Source organism: Paenibacillus arenosi, from assembly GCF_014841135.1.
Lineage (GTDB): Bacteria > Bacillota > Bacilli > Paenibacillales > Paenibacillaceae > Paenibacillus_B > Paenibacillus_B arenosi.
The window spans coordinates 259,373-280,297 of the sequence record NZ_JACYTN010000001.1 but is presented as its reverse complement, the minus strand read 5'-3'; the positions used below and the strand labels follow the sequence as shown (position 1 = coordinate 280,297).

Below are 20,925 nucleotides of genomic sequence, written 5' to 3'. Positions count from 1 at the left end.
CCTCCGATTATCAACTAGGGTCTGTTTTAGGAGTGGCTCTTTAACTTGGCCAATGTTTTACTTAATACGGATTTATCTTTATTGAGCTTCTCGACCTGCTGTTGAGCAGGCTGCTCTTCACCTTGTGTCAAATGCTCTGCTAACGTATGAATGGTCGGGTACGTATACATCGTTACGATCGGGATATCTCTCTTCATCATTGCTTTCAGTTTGCTATTTGCCTGAATGATATCTAAAGAATTGGCACCCAGATCAAAGATATTATCATCTACAGTCACATCATCTTTGCCGAGTAAATCCTCCCAAATTGCAATTAGCATATGACGTACACTGTGTGCCTCTGTATGCGAGTAGCCGCTGCTATCCAACTCCTGAAACACACCCTCATTCGAGTTCTGCAGAAACATTCTCTGGAAGCTCACTTGCTCAAAAGCTATCTCCTCGTGCAAATCAACAGGGGACACAATGATCCTCTTCTGACCACAAGAAAGAATTCGACCGAATACTTCCCTGCCTTCAGAAATAGATAATGCATCTTGTAAGAGGGATTGTGTATCGGTTTTGAGCGTTTTGCTCCAATGTGCGGCAGCTTGGACAGACATACCGACATCTTTCCAATCGCACCAATTGATCGCGAGTACTTGGGTATCGGCTGCTCGTTTGCTGCTTACATAAGCATCGATGAACTCATTAGCCGCATTGTAGGCAACCTGACCGAATTTATAATGATAGGACATGTTTCCATTAGATGAACATAGCACATAAAAATCCAATGTATGCTCTTCCAATAATGCATCGAGTATAAGGGTTCCTTTTACTTTCGGAGCAAGTATTTTTTCGCTCATTTCACGGGTGCGATTTTGAATAACTCCCTCATAATCAGGAACACCGGCAGCATGGATGACACCGTTCACTTTACCGAATTGCCTCTCAACTTTGGCCATTACCTCCGTCATCGCATTCATGTCAGCAAGATCAGCACTTACTACCATCACTTCAGAACCGTTCTCCTCCATTTTTCGAATGCTGCGAATTTTCTTACTGGTTGTATCTTCTTCACCATGAACAGCTAGCCATTCGGACCAAGATTCCCGAACTGGAAACGGAGATCTACCTAACAGCACTACCTTCGATGGAACATAGTCTGCAACGTATTTGGCCAATTCCATACCAATTCCACCAAGTCCGCCTGTAACGAGGTAAACACCATGCTCACGTAGCATGGCTGTTCGTTCCGTATGTTCTAGCAATATTCGCTTATACACAGGAGTCCAGCGATAGGCACCGCGATAAGCAATCATTATCTCTGGGGATAACAAACCAGCATCTATCAGGACCCGCTTGGTCCATTCCGGATCCAGTTGAAGAGAAGAAGATAAATCGATGCTCTGGCAGTGAATATTCGGATATTCTAACGGACAAATCTTAACGAATCCTAAGACGGTAGCTTGTTCCGGCTGCAAGCGCTCTTCACCGTTGACATCATACATGTCAGAAGTCATGACTACCATTCGGATTGGTTTCGTTATTTGCATCGTGCCAATCGTTTGTGCAAGGTACATACAGCTAAAGAATCCTGTATCTTGCGCTTTGTCTAACCAAGCTGTCGTTAACGATTGATGATGACGGTTCGACATACTCCAAAAGTGAACAATCTTATCCGGCACTAGATTTCTTACTTGCAGCTCCGTAAACAAGGTCTGGTAATCGGACGCATGAGTCGGATCGATGACATAAGTTTGCTCATTGAGTTGGCTGTAGGTTACTCCTTGCTTAACAAGTACAATCTGAGTATGTCCACCAATGTGCAACTGTTTGACAAGTTGTTCGCTCATACCTTGTTCATCGGAAAATATAAGCCAATTCGCTAATGTTTGATTATGCTCAGCCGATTCAAGCGGCCATACGCTTCGTTCCCATGAAGGCGTATAGAACCAATTCGAAATGTCTGCCTGTTTCGTTAATTTCATGCGTTCGGAGGCTGTAGTTCCTTGCTCTGCTGTGGAACGCTTGATCTTAGGCCAGTAACGCTTACGCTCAAAAGGATATGTAGGCAATGGCACGCGGAATGGCTTCTGCTCCGGTGTAAGCCCGTTCCAATCTACCTCAGCGCCCAGCCCCCATAATTTAGTTAGCACTTGCCGCAGCTCATAGCGGCCAATGGTCAAGTTCACAGCATTAGCAGCTACATGTATAGCTGTTTGTTTCGCTTCCTTGTGTTTGCGACGACTTACGAGTGCTGCCAATGCTCTGCCTGGCCCAACCTCAACAAATATTGAATTTTCCATCTCCAGCAGCAGATTCAAACCTTCATTAAAGTAAACCGTTTCTCGCAAATGTCGTACCCAATACGACGGAGAAACAGCTTCTTCTACTGTAATCCATCCTCCTGTCACATTAGATAGGTAAGGAATTTGAGGTGGGTTTAACCGAACCTTATGCAGCTCGTCCGCAAAGACTTCTAAGATTGGATCCATTGCTTTGGAATGAAAAGCGTGCGATGTATTTAATCGTTTTACGATATACCCTTCGCCAGTAAGCTGTTGTTCGAATCTCGCTATGTCTTCATAATCGCCAGCAACAACACATTGTGACGGTGCATTCACAGCCGCCAATGACAAGCCGTCATGCAGCAGCGGCAGTAATTCTTCTCTGGTCAGTGTAACGCTTACCATGGCTCCCGGAACCATCGATTGCATCAATTTCCCTCTGATCACAACGAGCCGCAGCGCATCTTCTAATGAGAGAACACCTGACAAACAAGCTGCCACATACTCGCCCAGACTATGACCAATCATGGCATAGGGATGAATTCCCCATGTCATCAGTAGACGAGAAAGTACATATTCCACAACAAATATAGCGGGCTGCGCGTATTCTGTGTGAACAATCATCGCATCAGCAGCACCCGATTCTAACGTCGGATACAATATCTGTTGAACATCTCCAGCTCCTAAGTTGTTTAAAATAACAAAGCAGCGCTCCATTTCTTCACGGAATACAGGCTCTGCTTCATACAGCTCTCGTGCCATATTTACTTGCTGCGATCCTTGCCCTGGGAACATAAAGAAAACTCGTGGAATGTCCTCAGCCACGATATCTACCCCTACAGCGCTCAATTGCTCAACTGCCTCCTCGCGGGAGGAGCAAACCACAGATTTTCGATATGGAAACGATTTTCTTCCACTTTGCAGCGTAAAAGCAATATCCGCTAATGGGATATCCGGATGACTCGTTATATGAGTAGACAAATTGACGGTCATGCGCTGAAGAGCTTCTTCCGAGCGCGCTGACAACGGAATAATAGATAGCTCATCACTTGAGATTCTATCAGTAGCCACTGGGGCTTCTTCTAGTAAAATATGTGCATTCGTTCCCCCAATACCGAACGAACTAACCCCAGCACGACGAGGATATTTATCATCTGTCCACTCCGTTAAAGTATGGTTCACATAAAAAGGACTATGGTTGAAATCAAACTTCGACGTCGGTGTTTCAAAATGTAAACTCGCAGGGATCTGCTTATGCTTTAATGCTTGCACAGTCTTAATAAATCCCGCTACTCCAGCTGCTGCATCCAAATGCCCGATGTTCGTCTTCACCGATCCAATCGCACAATAGCCCGTTTGTTCGGATGGAAAGGCGCGCTTGAGCGCCGCAAGCTCAACTGGATCTCCTAAAGGAGTCGCCGTTCCGTGCGCTTCAATGTAAGTGATGCTCTCTGGTTCAATTCCTGCCATACGTTGAGCCGTCTTAATCGCCTCAGCTTGTCCTTCAATGCTAGGCGCTGTAAATCCGACTTTGCGATATCCGTCGTTATTTGTTCCAACACCTTTGACAACAGCATGAATGTAATCACCGTCATCGATGGCTTCTTGCAGCCGCTTCAATACAACGACGCCTACTCCTTCTCCTGGAACCGTACCCTGCGCATTCGCATCAAAAGCTCGGCAGTGTCCATCAGGCGAGAAGATCATCCCGTCCTCATATACATATCCCGGTGCCATTTCTGCATAAATAGAGACACCTCCAGCTATCGCCATATTGCATTCACCGTTCCGGATCGCTTGACATGCATTCGCAATAGCAACTAACGAAGTAGAACAGCCCGTTTGCACCGTATAGCTCGGTCCTCTTAAGTTCAATTTATATGAAATATTCGTACACAAAAAATCTTTGCGACTTAATAGAGAAGCCCTATACTGCTCTACTGCTAAATCATCATCGGCTGTTATCATCCGCGTCCAATGATAATCATCGGAAGAACCTGCATACAGCCCGATTGAACCAGAATAGCTTTCCGAGTTGTAGCCGGCATGTTCCAATGCTTCCCATACGCATTCATGCAGCACTCTCATTTGCGGGTCCATTAACTCCGCTTCTTTCGCAGAATAACCGAAGAACGAGGCATCAAACTGATCGCGATCTTGCAGCACACCACCTGATGTCCTGACAAACGCAGAGTTATGAATCAGCTCAGAGGCAACACCCAGCTCTTCCAATTGCTCTTCGGTATAGAAAGGGATAGACTCGACACCTTGCTGCAAATTAGTCCAAAACTGATCAATGCTTTCCGCACCTGGAAATCTACCAGCCATCCCAATGACAGCAATGTCTGTTCCACCGTGATTGGATATGGATCGAATTGACGTTTCATTTATTCGCTCAGTTGCCGCAGCATCTTTTTCCGTTAGAAAATAAGCGAGAGAACGAACCGTTGGATAAGCGAACATATCAGCCACCGTGACTTCTTTATCTGTAAGCGCTGTTAGTTTTCCATAGACACGAATCAACTTTAACGAGTTGCCCCCAAGATCAAAGAAGTTATCATTTAGTCCTACTCGGTCTCGTTCTAGTGCTTCCTGCCACAGCGAAGCTATCGCCACTTCCATTTCCTTCTCTGGCTTCACATATATTTTGGGCTGCTGCTGTATCGTTTCTTCTGATTGAGGTAATGCAGCTCGATCGACCTTCCCGCCTGGGGTCAGCGGCAATTTTTCCAATTGAACATAAACGGACGGCAGCATATTTTGAGGCAAGGTTTCTCTTAAAAATGAGTTCAAGCTATCAGTAGACAACACGGGCTGGCTGCTTACATAATAAGCCGCTGCATATTTATCTCCTTGCTTACTCTCTCGTTGGACCACAATCGCATCTTTCACATGAGGATGCTTTCGCAAATGCGACTCCAGCTCTTCGAGTTCAATACGAACCCCATTAATTTTGACTTGATAATCGCGTCTTCCTAAATACTCCACGTTTCCATCAGGTAACCACCTAGCCATATCCCCGGTGCAAAACATCATTTGTCCAGTATGAAATGGGTTCGGTACAAACCTTTCTTCCGTAAGTTCGGGCCTATTTAAATAGCCCCTTCCAACACCATCTCCCGAAATGCATAGCTCACCTGTAATGCCTACCGGTTGCAAAGTGCCGTGTTGACTTAAAATATATACCTTTACATTGTCTAAGGGCTTTCCTAGTACCACATTTTCGTCTAGAGCACATTTCGATGTAAGTGCGTCTACCGTTGTTTCCGTCGGTCCGTAGGAGTTATACAGCTCAAAGCCATTTTGGATGATTTGGTTTTTTAGATTTTCGTCTAATTTCTCGCCACCCACAATGATTTTTAGGCCAATCGTATTTTTCTGTTCATATAATAGTTCGCGCAGCATCGTAGGGGTCAATGAAATCATATCGATAGCCCATTTGCCTAAGAAAGACAATAGCCTCTCGCCATGGTAAACAATTTCTGGACTTACACAGTGTAGCGTCGCCCCGTAAAGCAAGGAACCGAAGATTTCTTCTACACTGGGGTCAAAAATGTAGTTCGTCAAAAATGCTATATTCGATCGTTCATCAATATTCATTTCTTTTGCGAACCAGTTGATCAGATTAATTACGTTTCGATGTGTAATCAATACACCTTTAGGTTTTCCTGTAGAACCAGAAGTATATATCGTATACGCCAATTGCTGACTGCTAATTACATAGGACGTGTTATTTTTGTGGAAGGAAGACAATTCAGGAGCATAGAGTGAAATAATCTCACCTGACCATTCAGTAGGAAACTCCGTATGATCGGAAACGATCAGAAGTTTAGCTCCGCTGTCATGCAGCATATAATCCTTTCGATTAAGAGGATAATCAGGATCGATAGGCATATAGGCAGCACCAGCTTTTAGTATCCCGAGAATCGCTATAACCATTTCGATGGATCGCTGCATCATGATACCTATGATATCTTCGCTTGCGACTCCTTTCGTTATTAAAAAATGCGCAAGCTGATTCGCTCTTTCATTTAATTCTTTATATGAAATTTGCTTCTCCTGTGACCTAACTGCAAGGTGGTGAGGTGTCTTTTCAACCTGTTCCTCAAACCAGCTATGAAGCGTGCGATTGTCACAATAATGAGTAGTTGTGTTATTAAATTGTTCTAGTATTTGCGAGCGCTCTGCAACAGAAATAATTTGCAAGCTGCCTAGTACTTGGTTAGGAGCAATAACTAGTTCTAACAAAACCCTTTTTACATGCTCCAACATTCTCTCGACTGCTGTTTTCTCGTAGCAGCCTGTATCGTAGCTTGCCGTTACTTTAATCTCATTACCCATCTCTAGTGAAAGCATCAGATTATAATGGGTTTGTTCCTGAGCGGAGTAAGAGTCGATAACTAACGGCCCCTCTGCTTTGGATAATCTTTCGTCAAGCGGATAATTCTCAATAACCATTACCGTATCAAACAAGTCCGATGCACGATTCATGTTCGTAGTAGACTGAATATCAACAATAGAGGTGTGCTCGTATGCTGCACGCTCTCGCATAGCCTCATTCGTTTTTTTCACCACATCTAGCATGCTGTCATTCTTATCAATGCATACCCGTAATGGAATCGTATTGATAAATAAGCCTACCATTTCCTCGCAACCCGCTAGTTCTGTCGGCCGTCCCGACACCGTCGTGCCAAATACAGCATCATCGCTGTTCTTGTATCGCTGTAATAGAATTGCCCATGCACTGAAATATATAGAAGCCACGGTTAGCTCGTGTTCCGCCGCTAAACGCTCTAATTGCTGCCTTTCATCAGATGAGAGCGTGATAGCCTCATGCTCAACCTGCTGATTGGGATGTGCATCACTTTTCCCTAACGATAAAGGATCTACAGCTTCGACATCTATTAAATGTTTAGACCAAAACTTTTTCTGATCCTGCGTACTTTGAGCCTGCAATCGCTTAATAAATGCTTTAAATTTGGGTTTTGATCGTTTTATCGTTGGCTCTTGACGTGAAGCACGCGCATACGCCTCCAACATTTCCTTTATAACAATGCCATTGCTCCAACCGTCATACAAAATATGATGATTGCTAATAAGCAGTGTTGCTCTGTTTTCACTTGTTTGAAAAATAACAACTCGAAAGGGAACTTGACGCAAATCAAATTTGTTCTGCAAGTCCTTCTTTCTTACTTCATTGATCATTCTATCCTGATCTCCGTTCGTTTCCCAGGAAATATTATAATATTCCAGCTTCGGCTTACATTCCTTAAGAATGATTTGTACGGGCTGTTTCACTTTCTCCCAACGGAATACGGTTCTTAGCATTTCATTATTGTCGATAACTTCCTGCCATGCTTGTTGGAACCACTCTACACGAATGCTTCCAGATAGACATATGCATAGTTGCTCATGGTAATGATCAGCGTTTGGATTTTGCAAATAATGAAAGAGCATTCCTTCTTGTACAGGAGTTAATCCAATCATATCTTCAACATTACTTTTTTTGAGTTCGCTCATAGCAACCTACCTTTCCGACAATACGAAAACTGCCACCCGGCACTAAGTCGGATGGCAGCCCATAACTTTAATATTCGAATTCATACGTTTTCAACTTGTAACTATAACGGTACCCTAATTTGTCTGCTAGCTTGACAGAAGCTTCATTTGTTTCGAAGGTAGACCATTTAGGATTAATTCCTTTGCTAAGACAATGCTCGATATAAGCTTGAGATACAAGGGTTGCAAGACCTTTGTTCTGCAACTCTTCATCACAAGTCTCTACAGTTATCTCATGACTATTGCCATCTACATAGCAAGAGTAGCAGTAGCTAATAATTTCATTACCTTGCAAGATACAATAGCCTTCTCCCTGTGCAAGGAAATCGTCAGTAGACTCCCAAAACTCTTCTAATCCTTCTAGTATCGTATCATCCGGATCATTTTCTATGATTTCTTTATCTATTGGCTTCAACGTATACGCACTGGATAAAGATGCGTAATCCCTCTTCGATGCTTCGAACTGTTCACGATCTAGTTCAAAGCAGGACTCATAATCAGGCTCATAGTCTCGATGTGCGATTGCACGCTCCAATACTTTTTCCCATGCTTCACTAAATACGACAGCAATAAAGTGAGTACCACCTAATTCCTCACAAGACGCCCTCAATTGAATTTCAATACAATCTTTTAAATGATTGCTAAACGATTCATTTTCGGGATCACCTATAAAGTAGCAAGTAGTTCCCGTTGCATCTACCAACGCTGACTGTGGATGTTCAACGTTATCTACATAAATGTTCCCTAGATTTGTACCATTTATAACGCCATTAAGGCTGACATTATCTATTTCTTCCTTCGTCCGTACCAAAGGTTTGACCTTATGGTAATCATTCTTGTCCAGTTGGTAAATCATCGTATTCCCCTCTTCTTTCATAGAGTCATAGCGTCTATTTCCTGCAGGACATATCTAGTTGCATAAACATTGGAAAAAACCTACTAAAAAAATATACTCTATTTTTTTCCTGTTTTCAATATGTTCTACCATTTTTTATTTCATCACTGCTCTACAAGGCTTGCCCCATGTTCAACTCTCTGGCTTTGCGTAAATAATACTCACCAATGGAAATATCAAAGGCAGCCATCCCCATCGGATTGAACATGATCGGTTGATCTGGAGCCAAATCATGCAGTACTTGTCGGCAAATAACGTCTGCAAAGGTCTTTACGTCTTGTTCCTGCAATCCTCGTTGAAGATAGAACCATTCAATATCTGTATTTTCTCGACATACTTCTTTCCAGTGATCTACGATCAAACCATTTTTCACGTAATCGTATGATTCTAGCTTATAATCTCGTAAAGATACATTTAACAAGATGGCCCCTGGCTTAGGTTGCTCATCAATATAACGTTCTTTCGAGACCGTGCATGTCATAAATACATCTGCATGATGGTAAACTTCTCTCCAATCTGAACACACCCGTACTTTCGAGTCGTTGACGACAGATTCTGGTCCGTTTATACCATTAATATCATATAAATAAATTTGTTCGATCTGATCTTCGAACAAATATCGGCACATATGATAGTGATTCTGTCCGATAGGTCCCCAACCAATGATACCTATTGAAAATCGCTCAAGTTTCTTTGCTTCCAAAGCTCGCTGTATTAGTAAGCCACTAACAGATGCTGTACGAATGATACTCAGCAGCGCTCCATTTATAATCGACTTTACTTGACCCGTATTAGCGTCATTCAAAATAACGACACTGCTTGCACGTGGAATTCCTTTATTAATATTGTCTGGGAAGCTTGCGATCCATTTAATGCCCGCTACATCATATTCATCGCCTACATATGCCGGCATCGCAATGATCCGATTGGCCTTGTCCTTGAATCTTAAGTATGGCTTGACAGGCTGTACAACTTGATTAACGTCATCTGCTTTAATCGTATTTTCAATTACTTCCGTCGTCTCTGCCCAGTTTACACCGATGGACAATACATGTTCCTCATTGAGATATAGCATTCATAACTTCCTTTCTAGGAAAAGTAGCACACCATTCAGGATTGTAAATCGTACTTGCATATCGGTCTCCTCGATCGGGAAATACCGTAATGACAGTCGTATGCTTACCAGGTGGGTTTTTATAAAAATAGGAGAGAATCGCAGCCAGCGCAGAACCGGAGGAGCCACCTGCCAAAATTCGATAGTCGGTAAAGAGGCGGTGACACATTTCAATTGAAGTCGTTTCTTCCACCATGACGACTTCATCGATTTTGGCTTGATCCAAAATTTTAGGATATTTACTTGAACCTATGCCTGGAATCTTCCTCTTACCTGGAGGATTTCCGAAAATAACTGATCCGACAATGTCTACGGCGATAACTTTTGCATTCGGAAATTTGTCTTTCACTTTATTAGAAACCCCTGTTATCGTCCCACCAGAACTAACTCCCATAAAAAGGTAATCCAACTTATCGAAAGAATCGTTAATTTCCGCCCCTAATGTTTGATAATACGCTTCTGCATTAAGTGGATTTTCATATTGGTTCACCCAATACGAGTTAGGAATATTGCGCTTTAGTTCTTTCACTTTTTCGATCCGATTCAATAAATAACCGCCGCTTGCATCAGGTTCTGTTATTTTAAATACTTTGTCACTCAAATGATTAATTAGGATTTCATTATCCGGCATAATATTGGCATCAATAACACAATAAAATTTCAGTCCATGTTCACGGCAAAAAGAAGCAAGCGCCAGTCCAAAATTGCCCGATGACGATTCAATAATAACCGTGTCTTTATTTATTTCGCCTGTCTCTAGCAATTTGTGAAGAAGATAAGAAGCTGCTCTATCTTTGACACTCCCCATCGGGTTGAACATCTCCATTTTGGCATATACTTTCGTTTGGACCAATTCCGGCACATTTATATGAACGATCGGCGTGTTCCCCACTCGATTTAAAATACTGTTGTATATCATAAAAACCCCTCCTGTAAGCTGAATATAATGAAGTTGATGCCTTACGACACTTTCTTATTCGAATCAGGAATACGGGAAAATAGTTGTTCATGTTAATCCATGCTTATATGTTTCTTATCTAGCACCTCCCTTTAATTAATACGCATGGAACGATACGATGGAGAGAGATTACCTTCCTTCAAAAACACGAAATAACAAGCCTTTTATGAAAATGAAGGCTTGTTAAGACGAAAAATGACAGGCTTCCGCCCTTTCATGCAAATGTAATTTTTGCACTACGAAGGTGTACGTATGTCCTCTATTCTCCGAAACAACGTGTCTAAACATCGATTGCTCATCAATAGATTACTGAGGTAACAAACTTAATAACGTAACAAATCGGAAGTTGCAGTAAAAACCACGATAAAAGGGGGTTGTGCGCAAATATTGAATAATAAAAGATGAAGCCTGTAAAGCGGGATTAGAATCTTTGAGTAAAGCATTGAGGTTGATAGATAGTAAGTGAATTTGATCAAGAAGTGGATCCACGCTTGTTCACAATACATATTGGGAGTATGGCAATGTTGGAAGAAGTAGAGTATGCAAATCATTATGAGGTTGAAAGATACATTACCCTGTCACCGTTGGATACTGCTTAATAACTTGCTCTAAACAGTCGTCAAATAGGAAATACATGCCTATATCTTTCGACAAGATATTAACATGAATATTTTAAATCTGTCAATTTCTAATATTTTTCGATAGCTAAACTCAGAAATAATTGACCCTAGATACATTATTTATTAGATGGTATTATTTTCATAGATAAACTTACAGCTACATTTATTGAGTTCAGTAAACATCATAAGGTGGTCTATCACATGAGATTTGAGATTGCAGATGAAAGCTACTACCCATTTATACTTGAACGTGACAAGCATATGTGTAAGTCATTAATGATGAGAAAGCTGAAAGATAAAGAATTTATTATAGCGATAAACGATCAAGAGCAAGCAGTCGGATGGCTGCGTTACGGTTACTTCTGGGACCTCTTTCCGTTTATGAATATGCTTTACTTGGATGACGCGTACAGAAATAAAGGGCATGGTCGCAAGCTCGTTGAGTTCTGGGAAGCGGAGATGAGAGCTATCGGTCATAAACAAGTAATGACTTCCTCTCAATCCAATGAAGATGCGCAGCACTTCTACCGCAAGCTGGGGTACAAAGATTCAGGGAGTTTATTAATGGACATCGATCCTGCTCTAGAAATCATTTTTACAAAAAAGTTGTAAAACGTGATTCCTTCTTTCATATCATGCAGATACATTCATGATGTTTGTAATACATGTAAATGTGCAGGTATTTTAACAGATATAGACGCAAAATTGAAAAATGCCTGCTCAAATGCAGGCATTTTCCCTTTATCTATAAGATTTGGTGCTACTAACAGGATAAGCATGCACGTTTGCATCCTTTTTCACGCAAGTCTGCTGTCGGCCAGAAAAGGATGTACAATCGCAGAAATTTCATGATACATATACGATATGCGAGCATCCTCATTCACATTCAATCACGAGTTCGTTCACCATTAATGATGATGACCGCCGTGTCCTTCTGAAGCGCCTTGTTCATGCTTGAGCATTTCCTCTTGTACTGCTTTTAACTCTTCCGCGGATACTTCGCCCACGATTAACTGCTTTTTCGGCATTACATGCTGCTCACCTACGGAAACATGGGTTTGAACAAAATAGACTCCATTCTGATCGAACGTTGTTGTCACCGTATAGAGTCCATCCTTCTCATGCTGAGCAGGGATCATTTGACTTCCTTCTTTGCCCTGTCCTTTTTTCGCGTCCCAGATTTCAAACTGTACAAGGTCTGCCTTAGTTACCGGTTCATTATGATCGGTAAGGCGCACTTGGAGCACAGTCTCCTGCTTCAAAGCGATTGATTCAGGTGTAATAATCTCCGCATTCAGCTGGCTGGAAACATGCTGCTTCTTTTGCGTATCTGTACTAGCTGTGCACGCTGCCGAACTAACGAGAACGAACGCAAGCATAATGCTAACTGCTACTTTTTTTATCATGATGATGCCTCCTAAGCTCCATGCAGCCATGCTTTTACTGGTTTGATGCGCGATAACACGAATCGATCCAGCACAAAGACGACGATAATCGAAATGCCTACTAAAGGCATTAAAACACCCATGACGAGCATAAGGACAAATACTACTCTTGTCCGATGTTTATCTTTGCTCGGTGTGGGCGAGCCAAGCTTCGCTTGAGGCTTGCGCTTGCGCCACATGACAAAGGAGCTAATGACAATACCGATTACACCTAAGCAAGTAATAAGACCAAGCAGTTGGTTCGCAAGTCCGAACAACCGACCTTCATGCAGTGCAATACCCACCGTGATCGCTTTACCCATAATACCGTAATCAGCATATCGAACGTCGCTCAATATCGCTCCCGAATACTGATCCAGATGCAAAGTCGCCTCTCCACCTGGTACCGTGTGCCTTGTCGTAACTGTATACACACCTTTTTCCGTTTTCGGCAAAACGACTCGATATGGCTTCTCTACCTTCGCTCCTTCTGCGATAGTCACTGCCTCATTTATCGTCAGCGGCACATAATTATTCGCCATAGAAACCGGAACAGGCAAATTCTCTGTTGCCCATGGACCGCCCTTTGCAACGTCCTTCGTCTTTAAGGTCGATTCAGGCTTTGCGCCATGGCCAAGAGCATAAGGCGGATAGCCTGTATTCGTAGATGTAGCCAGGCTGCTAATTTGCTTGCCCGTTACCGCAGACCACGGAAGCCCTGTCAGTACTAAAATAAGAATAAACAACGACAGCCAAAAAGCAGGCACTGCGTGCATATCACGCCAAAACACTTTCCCCTTCTGGCGAAATCTTGGCAGCACCGTCCCCCAGATGGAAGCGCGATTTCTCGGCCACCACATGTATAAACCTGTCAGCAGCAATATAACCGTCCAGCAGGCTGCGAGCTCTACAAGATAATTGGCAACTGTCCCACCAATAATCAGTTCGCTGTGCATTTTCACAAAAATATCTGTAAATCTCTCTCCGCTAACGAGTGAGCCTAGAACCTCACCGCTATACGGATTTATAAATACAGAAGATGCAATATCATTTTCTGTCATACCGATTTCTACGGTTCTCGTTCTGTCATCATAAAACATAATCGAATTGATTTGCCCATCTGGATGCATTTGTTGCACAAAATGAATAAGTGCGGACGGAGCCAGTGCGGTCGCTTCTGACGCATCCGATGCCTGCTCTACGTAGTACAAATCTTTGTACAGCATCGATTCAATTTGAGGCTTAAATAAGTATACGCCTCCGCTTATGGCAAGTACGATAAGAAATGGTGCAGCGAACAAGCCTGCGTAAAAATGCCATCTCCACACAATTTGGTAAAAAGACGCCTTGGTCTTCGTCTTCACGGATACAGCATTCGTCTGAACCGCTTGGTTCGCTTCCACGATATAAGTTACCCCCTTTTATAAATGGTTTCGATTCACACAAGATTGTGCGTTCATTTTTTGTTTTAGTGTTTGTACAGCCTCCTCAAAGCGATAAATTTCCCCACCGAAGCCAGTTTGAAACTTCATAGCTTGTTGGTAGGAATCGAAAGTAAGTATCGTTGGTTGGCAGCAATTGATGTTTACATCCGCATGGAACAAAAAAGTAGCCATCTTGGCACTAATCGTCGTGTCCGTCAAAAAGTCATGACAAAGAATTACATCACACTCGACATCCTCATAACGAAGCAGCGCACAATGCGCGCAGCAAGTATGTTCAATCTGTTGGCTCTTCGTGATAAGCTTAACGGAGTACCTCGTGTTCGCGATCTTATAGCAATACGTACAAATTGGGACTGAACTCACAGCATGACGATGAGGCAGCGCAGCAATTCCATTCGAGGTCTTAATAACCTTCTGCTCATCAATTAAGGGCTTAATATCGCGATATACCGTCATTTCCGATACTTGCAAACGACTGCTAATGTCCGTCACACGCAAACTGCCTTCTTGTTCAACCCATGTTAAAATCTGTTGCCTTCTTTCAATGGGCAGCATCGTTGACTATTTCACCTCCAATCCTCATAAGTGAGAAGATCATACCTGAGTAACTAACTTGATGACATTTAGCCAAATCCATTTATTGGCTTGAAATTAGATTATGGCATAATTAGGAGAAAGGCAAGAACTAAATGTGGGTTTTTGTTGAGAAATGTTAAAAATATCACACAACGTTAATGGGCTCCTTAAAATACGGATAAGGAGAAATAAGAAAGGTGGGGCAGCTATGCGCGTATGGCGGGATTTGAAATCATTTGTACATATTCAAGGGGCGCGAACGTTACTGCTAACGCTCTTCCTCTATGGAATGGGGACAGGTATTTTAGCGCCAATGAATGCGATTTACCTGCAAAATTCGATTGGGCTTGGTAAGGAGGAGATTACATCTATCTTTGCGATTTCTCTGTTTCTAAATATGATAACAACGATCTCGGTCGGATTCATTAGCGATAAAATGAAACATAAGAAACGACTGCCGATTGCAGCATCCCTACTCTGTATGGCGGGGCTCTTCCTATATATGAGTGCCGACAGCTATACCTCCGCACTCGTTGGGATGATATTGGCAGTATCTCCATCTGGCTTAATTTTCGGGCAATTATTTGCTATGGCACGCAATCACTTTACGAGCAAAGCACCAACTATCGTAGAAATGGCGCAAATATGGCTGCGGGCGACGTATAGCATCGGTTTCTTCAGCGGCCTGCTGCTAGGTGCCAATCTGTATTTGCTTGCAACTTTCCAAGGGGTCCTGTGGGGAAATCTTGCGGGATATGCTGCACTTTGCTTGCTGCTGCTCTTCTATCAAGAAGTGACAACAGACAGCTCCGCCCAGCAAGTTCGTTCCACTGCAACCGAGCCATTTTCGCTGCTCATGCTGCTCGCCATTTTACTGTTAAGCTGTTCGGATGCCATTCGAGGCTTGTATTTGCCGCTCGTCGTCCATGAACTATTCGGTGAGCCGCGCCTCATGTCTTATATGTGGAGTATTCAAGCGGTGTTCGAACTGCTGTTTATGACAGCGGCCGGCTATTGGGCTGCAAAGTACGGATATAAGCCTGTTATTTTGCTCGGAAGTATGTTTGCACTTGTGACCTACATCGTATATAGCTGGAGCCATTCATTGACGATGTTCTTTGTTGTACAGCCGATATACTCTGTCTTTGTATCTGTTCTATATGGCGTTGGCATGGGCTATGTGCAGCGCATGTTCGTTCATCGAGCAGGATTCGGTGCCAGCCTGTACATTTTCATCTCACAAACGGCCACCCTTATCGGCTATCATTTGCCGCTGTTTATTAACGGCGTTACACCGAACATCTTCTGGATTCCCGCTGGTTTGATTACGTTATCCATGATCATCATGATTTATGTGATGGTAAACAACAAATCCACACATGCCCATCATGCGCCTTCAGCCTAACCCTTTGTATAATCATGATATTGCATTATTCCAATTCATTTCGTAACAAACGATTAATCGTTTCCCGCCGAACACCGATAAACTGTCCAATTTCTTCTTGTGTCAAAATGTCGGTGAGCGGTCGCTGCTCGGTATAGCCGCTTAACGACTGCTGTAGCAGCTTCAGCCTCTCGGCTGGCGAACCGATCGTCAAATGATCGATGCGCTGCTGCATAAAGCGCAGCTTATCCTGCAATACTCTGCCTACTTCAATCGCCTTCTCCGGCTGCATAGCAATCTCCGCATACCAGTCGTCGGCTGGTATGCGCTCTACCTCACTTGTCGTGAGCGCAGTAGCCGTACCATGACAATCTTTCGCTGATAGCAAGGAATGATGGGGTACGATTTCTCCAGGAAACAATAAATTGAACAATAAAATATTGCCATTCTCATGCAGCCGAGTTACTTTGAACACGCCGCTCACAATTCGATATAAATACGTTCCTGGATCTCCTTGCCGAAATAACACTTCTCCTCTATGCAACGTTAGTCGCAAGCGCCCCCCTCCTTTCCATCCACTGAATTATCGATTTCATACGTTACCATACGTAATATGGAATTGAAGCATATATGGGAGTGCCCTTTACTCGCTGCTGCCTATGTATGCACGATGCTCTAGATAATGTTTATACACGCGGAAAAAGACTTTCATCCCGCTCCAATACTGCTCATCCGACTGAATCGGCGTCAACCAATAAATAGCCTGCTGCTCCGCATCTTCTACTCCCTCTTCACTCAGCTTGCAGTAAGCGGGAAGATTGACTTCAAACATTCCTTCTACTTGCTTATGGTCATGATTCATCGTCTGAAATAGATAAACAGCCGTGTCCCCTTCTTGCGATTGTAATTGGAATTGTACGTTGTTCATTTCTTTCTCATCCTTTGTCTCTGTCTGTTGATTATGTGTTACATTGCTCATATTCCCTTCTATAAGGGTAACGCATCCGAATTCATTTGCGTCAATCCAATTATAACCATATGAACTTTCTATTGCTAAACGAATATCCGTTCGGTATATTGGATATAAATAAGAACATTAGTTCGCATTAATTTTATATCCCCTATTAGAGAGGATGAAATAAGTTGGCCAATCAAGCTCCCCAGCCTCAAGCGACTGCTCCACATCGCACCGAACATAAGATAGCGGTAAAGCAGTATATTATTTCCGCGCTGGTCTTGGATGTGCTGGAACGCGACATCGCCCATATTGGAAGTTCCACTTTGAAAATGGCGCATGTGTATATGGAATCCTTATGCCGTGCTCAGGATGAAGTCAATGCCGATTTATCCCGTATTCGTACTCAATTTCGCCGTTCAGGCATTAAGGTGCTAAAGGAAGAGCGCCAACCGCATGGCGTACGTGTACAATATGTCGTGCAAGGCTACGAGCACTCCTTCTACCTACTGCGCGGACTACTCCGCACCGAAGTGACTACGTTATTGAAACGTTATTTACATTTGCCCACTCCTATAGAACCAGGACACTACCCTAACAAGAGCATTTGAGCATCGTAACTAAGGGAGCAGCATACAACAGCTAAAGGCAGACCATTTCGGCCTGCCCCATTCATACTTTAGTTGCTAATCGCTGGTTTTACATGCTAGCAACCGATTACTTAATATCCAGCTTCTCTTTCGCTTTTGTTGGGATGTCGTCCACTTTCACCTCTTCATACGAGATGACTTCGTTCATTTGTTTTGCTTTTTTATCCTTTGGCTTAGCAAGTATACGCAAATATGCATCTTCTCTGAGTTTTCCATTATTCTCTGCCTTCATGCTCATAAAGGTAATTTCTTTCTCATCACCGTCAGAATTATAGCCGTTTAGCGTATAATAACGGTATCCTTGTTCCATCTTACCCTCGCCTTTGATTTGTACATAGTACTCATCTGCACCAAGTGTTTTGATGTTGCATCCTGCCATCAAGACCGATACAAGAACAACTAGTAGCATAATCGTGATACTCTTTTTCTTCATCCTTCTCTATGCCTCATCTCGTTGTTAAATTCTATTTAGACGAAAGAACAATACGCTTGTACATTTGAACCGTGATGAAATAATAAGCTGCGTATATAACTACAAATATCGTCAGCGGCACCCAAATGCGATCGTATGGATTATGCAATATGAATGAGAACATCTTCATGCCGAGTACAACATGGGCAATACCAATGATCGCTGGGAACAAGAATACTAAGAACTGTTCTTTATAAATCGAACGTACTAGTCGTTCGCGACGCACACCGATTTTGTGCAGCATTTGATAGCGACTAATATCTTTCGTTGCACCGGACAATATTTTGAACATCAAGCTGCTCGCCATCATCGCTAAGAACGCAATTCCTAAGAAGAAGCCCATAAATACGGTTCCGCTGGAGAAGCCGTGCATCATATGGTAGGATGCATATTTACTACTCAATACCATCTCCGAAAGATTATATTTAGCTGCCTGCATCTTATCCAGCTGTGCCCACTTCTCTTTGTGGGCAAGGAAATCATCAGATACACCTACAATTACACTGCTTTGCTCCGCTTGAAGCTGATTGTACTTCTGTTCATCCACAATTTGTACCTGTTGCTCTCGATACAAATAATGGGGTTGAATCAATCGAAGTGCGTCATTCCAATTGTCGCTTTCCACAACGCCTGTTGAGATTGCTTCAGTTATAGGCTTGTACTGACCAAAGCTGTCTCTTCCTACTCCATATGGAGCGAATGGAGGATGCTGCTCCAAGTCTGTTTTTACATAATATACGTATTTCTTATCTACTTTATAGCGGTACTGCTGCTTGCTTGTAAATGTAATCGTATCAATGACTGCCTTCTCCTGCTCAGTCGGCTGATGAATGACCATGTCATATGGTGTGAAGCCATTTACCGTCACCATTACATTGTTTTGGAATCCCATTCCCGCCGTTATCGCACCTGCACCTAGTGCAATCAGCATCGCTACGGTAGCTAGCACTTTTGTTAAGCTATTTACACGGAAGCTGAGCTGCGCATACGTAAACGAATTAAGACCTTTTTCATTTCTTTTCTTATTCTTTTTCAATCTACCTATCATAAGCGGCAGGAACGTCATAAACAACAAATACGTCCCTGAAGTCGTCGTAATTAATGAAATAATAATGCCTAGCTGCGCCAACGTCTCCATATTGAACATGGCCCAATACCCGATAGCCAGCAATATAATCGACAGAACAGCCGTCACTACTGTCATTATCCCTTTTACAGCAGGGCGATCGGTATGCGATTCCGCATGTACAAGCTGTAGCACCGATATACGTGACAATTTCAATGTATTCATGATTGCAGATAAAATAAACAGCACTAAGAAGAACAGACACGTAATTTGCAGCGATGGCATATAGAACGCCTCATAGCCGCCAGCTGTAAACTCCAGCTGCTTCATCAGCAATTGGCCAACACCTTGTGCCAAGCCTATCCCGATTGCATTACCGATAACTAAAGATACAATACCAAGAATCATCGTTTCTAGGAACATAAGCATCATAATTTTGTGCTTCTTGGCCCCTAGCATCATATACATACCGAATTCTTTCTGTCGCAAGGTCATCAGGAACGAGTTCGCGTACAATATATAGAAAAACGTAATGATCGCTAACAGCACAGAACCTGCATGGAATACAAACTGAATGCTGCTAATGATGGAGTTAGATTCAATAAACGCTTTATTTAACGCTAGCGTCTGGAACATATAGAAGATCGAAACCGATATGACAAGACCGACGAGCAGCACCAAATAATCTTTGAGCTTACTTTTCAGCCCCGACATCGAAAGTTTAACTAACATGTGTAACCATCCTTTGTTGTCATTTTTGCGTGCCCAAGTCGGCAAGTACATCTAGAATTTCGCGGTAAAATACCTCACGAGTAGAGGTGCGTCGAATTTCTTTGTATAACTCTCCGTCTTGGATGAACAGAATACGCTGACAGTAGCTCGCGCTAAATGCATCATGCGTTACCATCATAATGGACACGCCATGCTGCTCATTGAGATTCGTCATTGCTTCGAGCAAGCTCGTCGCATTTTTGGAATCGAGCGCCCCTGTTGGCTCATCGCCGAGAATGATCGCTGGCTCATGAACAAGTGCACGCGCTGCTGCTGTACGCTGCTTCTGACCGCCTGACAACTCCGCAGGATATTTTTGCAATAGTTCAGCAATGCCTAGTGTTGCCGCTACCTTGTTAACGCTAGGTCCAATCTTGCGAGATGGAACACCTTGCAAAGACAACGGCAGCGCAATATTTTCATAGACCGTCAAATTCTCAATGAGGTTGAAATCTTGGAAAATAAAGCCCAGCTTCTGTGAACGGAAGTCCGCTAGCTGTCCTGATTTCATTTGGCTAATATCTGTGCCTGCAATCTTGATAACGCCGTCGGACGCTTTATCTAACGTCGAAATAACGTTCAACAGTGTCGTCTTACCTGAACCCGAAGGTCCCATAATACCGACAAATTCGCCTTCTTGAATCGAGAATGATACGCCCTTCAATGCATACGATTGATTCGTGCCTGATTTTCCATATACTTTTTTAACATCTTGAATGTCAACGACAGGTGCTTGCATTTGTAAATCCCCCTACACTTTGTTTTG

Annotated in this window: 15 protein-coding genes; 3 read left to right on the top strand and 12 right to left on the bottom strand. The window is 43.0% G+C overall.

The window, feature by feature from the left end; translation table 11 throughout:
• Positions 1-26: 26 nt before the first annotated feature.
• The 4 genes from IFO66_RS01255 to sbnA all read right to left on the bottom strand — a co-directional run bounded on the left by IFO66_RS01255 (position 27) and on the right by sbnA (position 10,757).
• Positions 27-7,790, bottom strand: a complete 7,764-nt coding sequence (locus IFO66_RS01255) for a hybrid non-ribosomal peptide synthetase/type I polyketide synthase (protein WP_192023396.1) — start codon at positions 7,788-7,790, stop codon at positions 27-29.
• Between the two features lie 67 nt (positions 7,791-7,857).
• A complete protein-coding gene (locus IFO66_RS01250; protein ID WP_192023395.1) occupies positions 7,858-8,685 on the bottom strand; it encodes a GNAT family N-acetyltransferase in 828 nt (275 codons plus the stop codon).
• Between the two features lie 151 nt (positions 8,686-8,836).
• Positions 8,837-9,799: a 2,3-diaminopropionate biosynthesis protein SbnB gene (locus IFO66_RS01245; RefSeq protein ID WP_192023394.1), complete on the bottom strand. Its 963-nt coding sequence runs from the start codon at positions 9,797-9,799 to the stop codon at positions 8,837-8,839.
• Entirely contained in the window at positions 9,783-10,757 is a 975-nt protein-coding gene (gene sbnA, locus IFO66_RS01240; protein ID WP_192023393.1) for a 2,3-diaminopropionate biosynthesis protein SbnA, read from the bottom strand. The genes IFO66_RS01245 and sbnA overlap by 17 nt, the downstream gene beginning before the upstream one ends.
• Before the next feature lie 860 nt (positions 10,758-11,617).
• Here sbnA and IFO66_RS01235 point away from each other — a divergent pair.
• On the top strand, positions 11,618-12,028 hold the full coding sequence (locus IFO66_RS01235) for a GNAT family N-acetyltransferase (protein ID WP_192023392.1): 411 nt from the start codon (positions 11,618-11,620) through the stop codon (positions 12,026-12,028).
• A gap of 296 nt (positions 12,029-12,324) precedes the next feature.
• On the opposite strand, the gene IFO66_RS01230 is transcribed toward IFO66_RS01235, so the two are convergent.
• Genes IFO66_RS01230 through IFO66_RS01220 form a run of 3 tightly spaced genes read right to left on the bottom strand, consistent with a single transcriptional unit; the run spans position 12,325 to position 14,840 of the window.
• Entirely contained in the window at positions 12,325-12,822 is a 498-nt protein-coding gene (locus tag IFO66_RS01230; protein WP_192023391.1) for a FixH family protein, read from the bottom strand.
• Between the two features lie 11 nt (positions 12,823-12,833).
• Positions 12,834-14,243, bottom strand: coding sequence for a PepSY domain-containing protein (locus tag IFO66_RS01225; RefSeq protein ID WP_192023390.1), 1,410 nt, complete (start codon positions 14,241-14,243; stop codon positions 12,834-12,836).
• Between the two features lie 18 nt (positions 14,244-14,261).
• Entirely contained in the window at positions 14,262-14,840 is a 579-nt protein-coding gene (locus IFO66_RS01220; RefSeq protein WP_192023389.1) for a DeoR family transcriptional regulator, read from the bottom strand.
• A gap of 229 nt (positions 14,841-15,069) precedes the next feature.
• Between IFO66_RS01220 and IFO66_RS01215 the strand changes: the two genes are divergently transcribed.
• Positions 15,070-16,266, top strand: a complete 1,197-nt coding sequence (locus tag IFO66_RS01215; protein WP_192023388.1) for an MFS transporter — start codon at positions 15,070-15,072, stop codon at positions 16,264-16,266.
• 25 nt (positions 16,267-16,291) lie between these two features.
• Here the strand turns inward: IFO66_RS01215 and IFO66_RS01210 are convergent, their stop codons facing one another.
• Both IFO66_RS01210 and IFO66_RS01205 read right to left on the bottom strand, forming a co-directional pair.
• On the bottom strand, positions 16,292-16,801 hold the full coding sequence (locus tag IFO66_RS01210; protein WP_192023387.1) for a Crp/Fnr family transcriptional regulator: 510 nt from the start codon (positions 16,799-16,801) through the stop codon (positions 16,292-16,294).
• Between the two features lie 87 nt (positions 16,802-16,888).
• Positions 16,889-17,224 carry a hypothetical protein gene (locus IFO66_RS01205; RefSeq protein WP_192023386.1) on the bottom strand — a complete coding sequence of 112 codons (336 nt, stop codon included), beginning with the start codon at positions 17,222-17,224 and terminating at the stop codon, positions 16,889-16,891.
• Between the two features lie 164 nt (positions 17,225-17,388).
• On the opposite strand from IFO66_RS01205, the gene IFO66_RS01200 reads away from it, so the two are divergent.
• Complete coding sequence (locus tag IFO66_RS01200; RefSeq protein WP_225445407.1) at positions 17,389-17,811, top strand: YhjD family protein; 423 nt, start codon at positions 17,389-17,391, stop codon at positions 17,809-17,811.
• Between the two features lie 106 nt (positions 17,812-17,917).
• Here IFO66_RS01200 and IFO66_RS01195 read toward each other — a convergent pair whose 3' ends face one another.
• The 3 genes from IFO66_RS01195 to IFO66_RS01185 are packed head-to-tail and all read right to left on the bottom strand — an operon-like array spanning position 17,918 to position 20,898.
• Positions 17,918-18,283, bottom strand: coding sequence for a YxeA family protein (locus tag IFO66_RS01195; protein WP_225445406.1), 366 nt, complete (start codon positions 18,281-18,283; stop codon positions 17,918-17,920).
• A 31-nt stretch (positions 18,284-18,314) separates the two neighbouring features.
• On the bottom strand, positions 18,315-20,120 hold the full coding sequence (locus IFO66_RS01190; protein ID WP_192023385.1) for an FtsX-like permease family protein: 1,806 nt from the start codon (positions 20,118-20,120) through the stop codon (positions 18,315-18,317).
• Positions 20,121-20,139: 19 nt separating this feature from the next.
• A complete protein-coding gene (locus IFO66_RS01185; protein ID WP_192023384.1) occupies positions 20,140-20,898 on the bottom strand; it encodes an ABC transporter ATP-binding protein in 759 nt (252 codons plus the stop codon).
• Between the last annotated feature and the right edge of the window lie 27 nt (positions 20,899-20,925).

Excerpts from the sequence above, each read along its gene's own strand:
- IFO66_RS01190 (WP_192023385.1), bottom strand. The coding sequence starts at position 20,120 with ATGTTAGTTAAACTTTCGATGTCGGGGCTGAAAAGTAAGCTCAAAGAT.
- IFO66_RS01250 (WP_192023395.1), bottom strand. The coding sequence starts at position 8,685 with ATGATTTACCAACTGGACAAGAATGATTACCATAAGGTCAAACCTTTG.
- IFO66_RS01235 (WP_192023392.1), top strand. The coding sequence starts at position 11,618 with ATGAGATTTGAGATTGCAGATGAAAGCTACTACCCATTTATACTTGAA.
- IFO66_RS01255 (WP_192023396.1), bottom strand. The coding sequence starts at position 7,790 with ATGAGCGAACTCAAAAAAAGTAATGTTGAAGATATGATTGGATTAACT.
- IFO66_RS01185 (WP_192023384.1), bottom strand. The coding sequence starts at position 20,898 with ATGCAAGCACCTGTCGTTGACATTCAAGATGTTAAAAAAGTATATGGA.
- IFO66_RS01205 (WP_192023386.1), bottom strand. The coding sequence starts at position 17,224 with ATGAGCAATGTAACACATAATCAACAGACAGAGACAAAGGATGAGAAA.
- IFO66_RS01245 (WP_192023394.1), bottom strand. The coding sequence starts at position 9,799 with ATGCTATATCTCAATGAGGAACATGTATTGTCCATCGGTGTAAACTGG.
- IFO66_RS01230 (WP_192023391.1), bottom strand. The coding sequence starts at position 12,822 with ATGATAAAAAAAGTAGCAGTTAGCATTATGCTTGCGTTCGTTCTCGTT.
- IFO66_RS01215 (WP_192023388.1), top strand. The coding sequence starts at position 15,070 with ATGCGCGTATGGCGGGATTTGAAATCATTTGTACATATTCAAGGGGCG.
- IFO66_RS01220 (WP_192023389.1), bottom strand. The coding sequence starts at position 14,840 with ATGCTGCCCATTGAAAGAAGGCAACAGATTTTAACATGGGTTGAACAA.
- sbnA (WP_192023393.1), bottom strand. The coding sequence starts at position 10,757 with ATGATATACAACAGTATTTTAAATCGAGTGGGGAACACGCCGATCGTT.
- IFO66_RS01195 (WP_225445406.1), bottom strand. The coding sequence starts at position 18,283 with ATGAAGAAAAAGAGTATCACGATTATGCTACTAGTTGTTCTTGTATCG.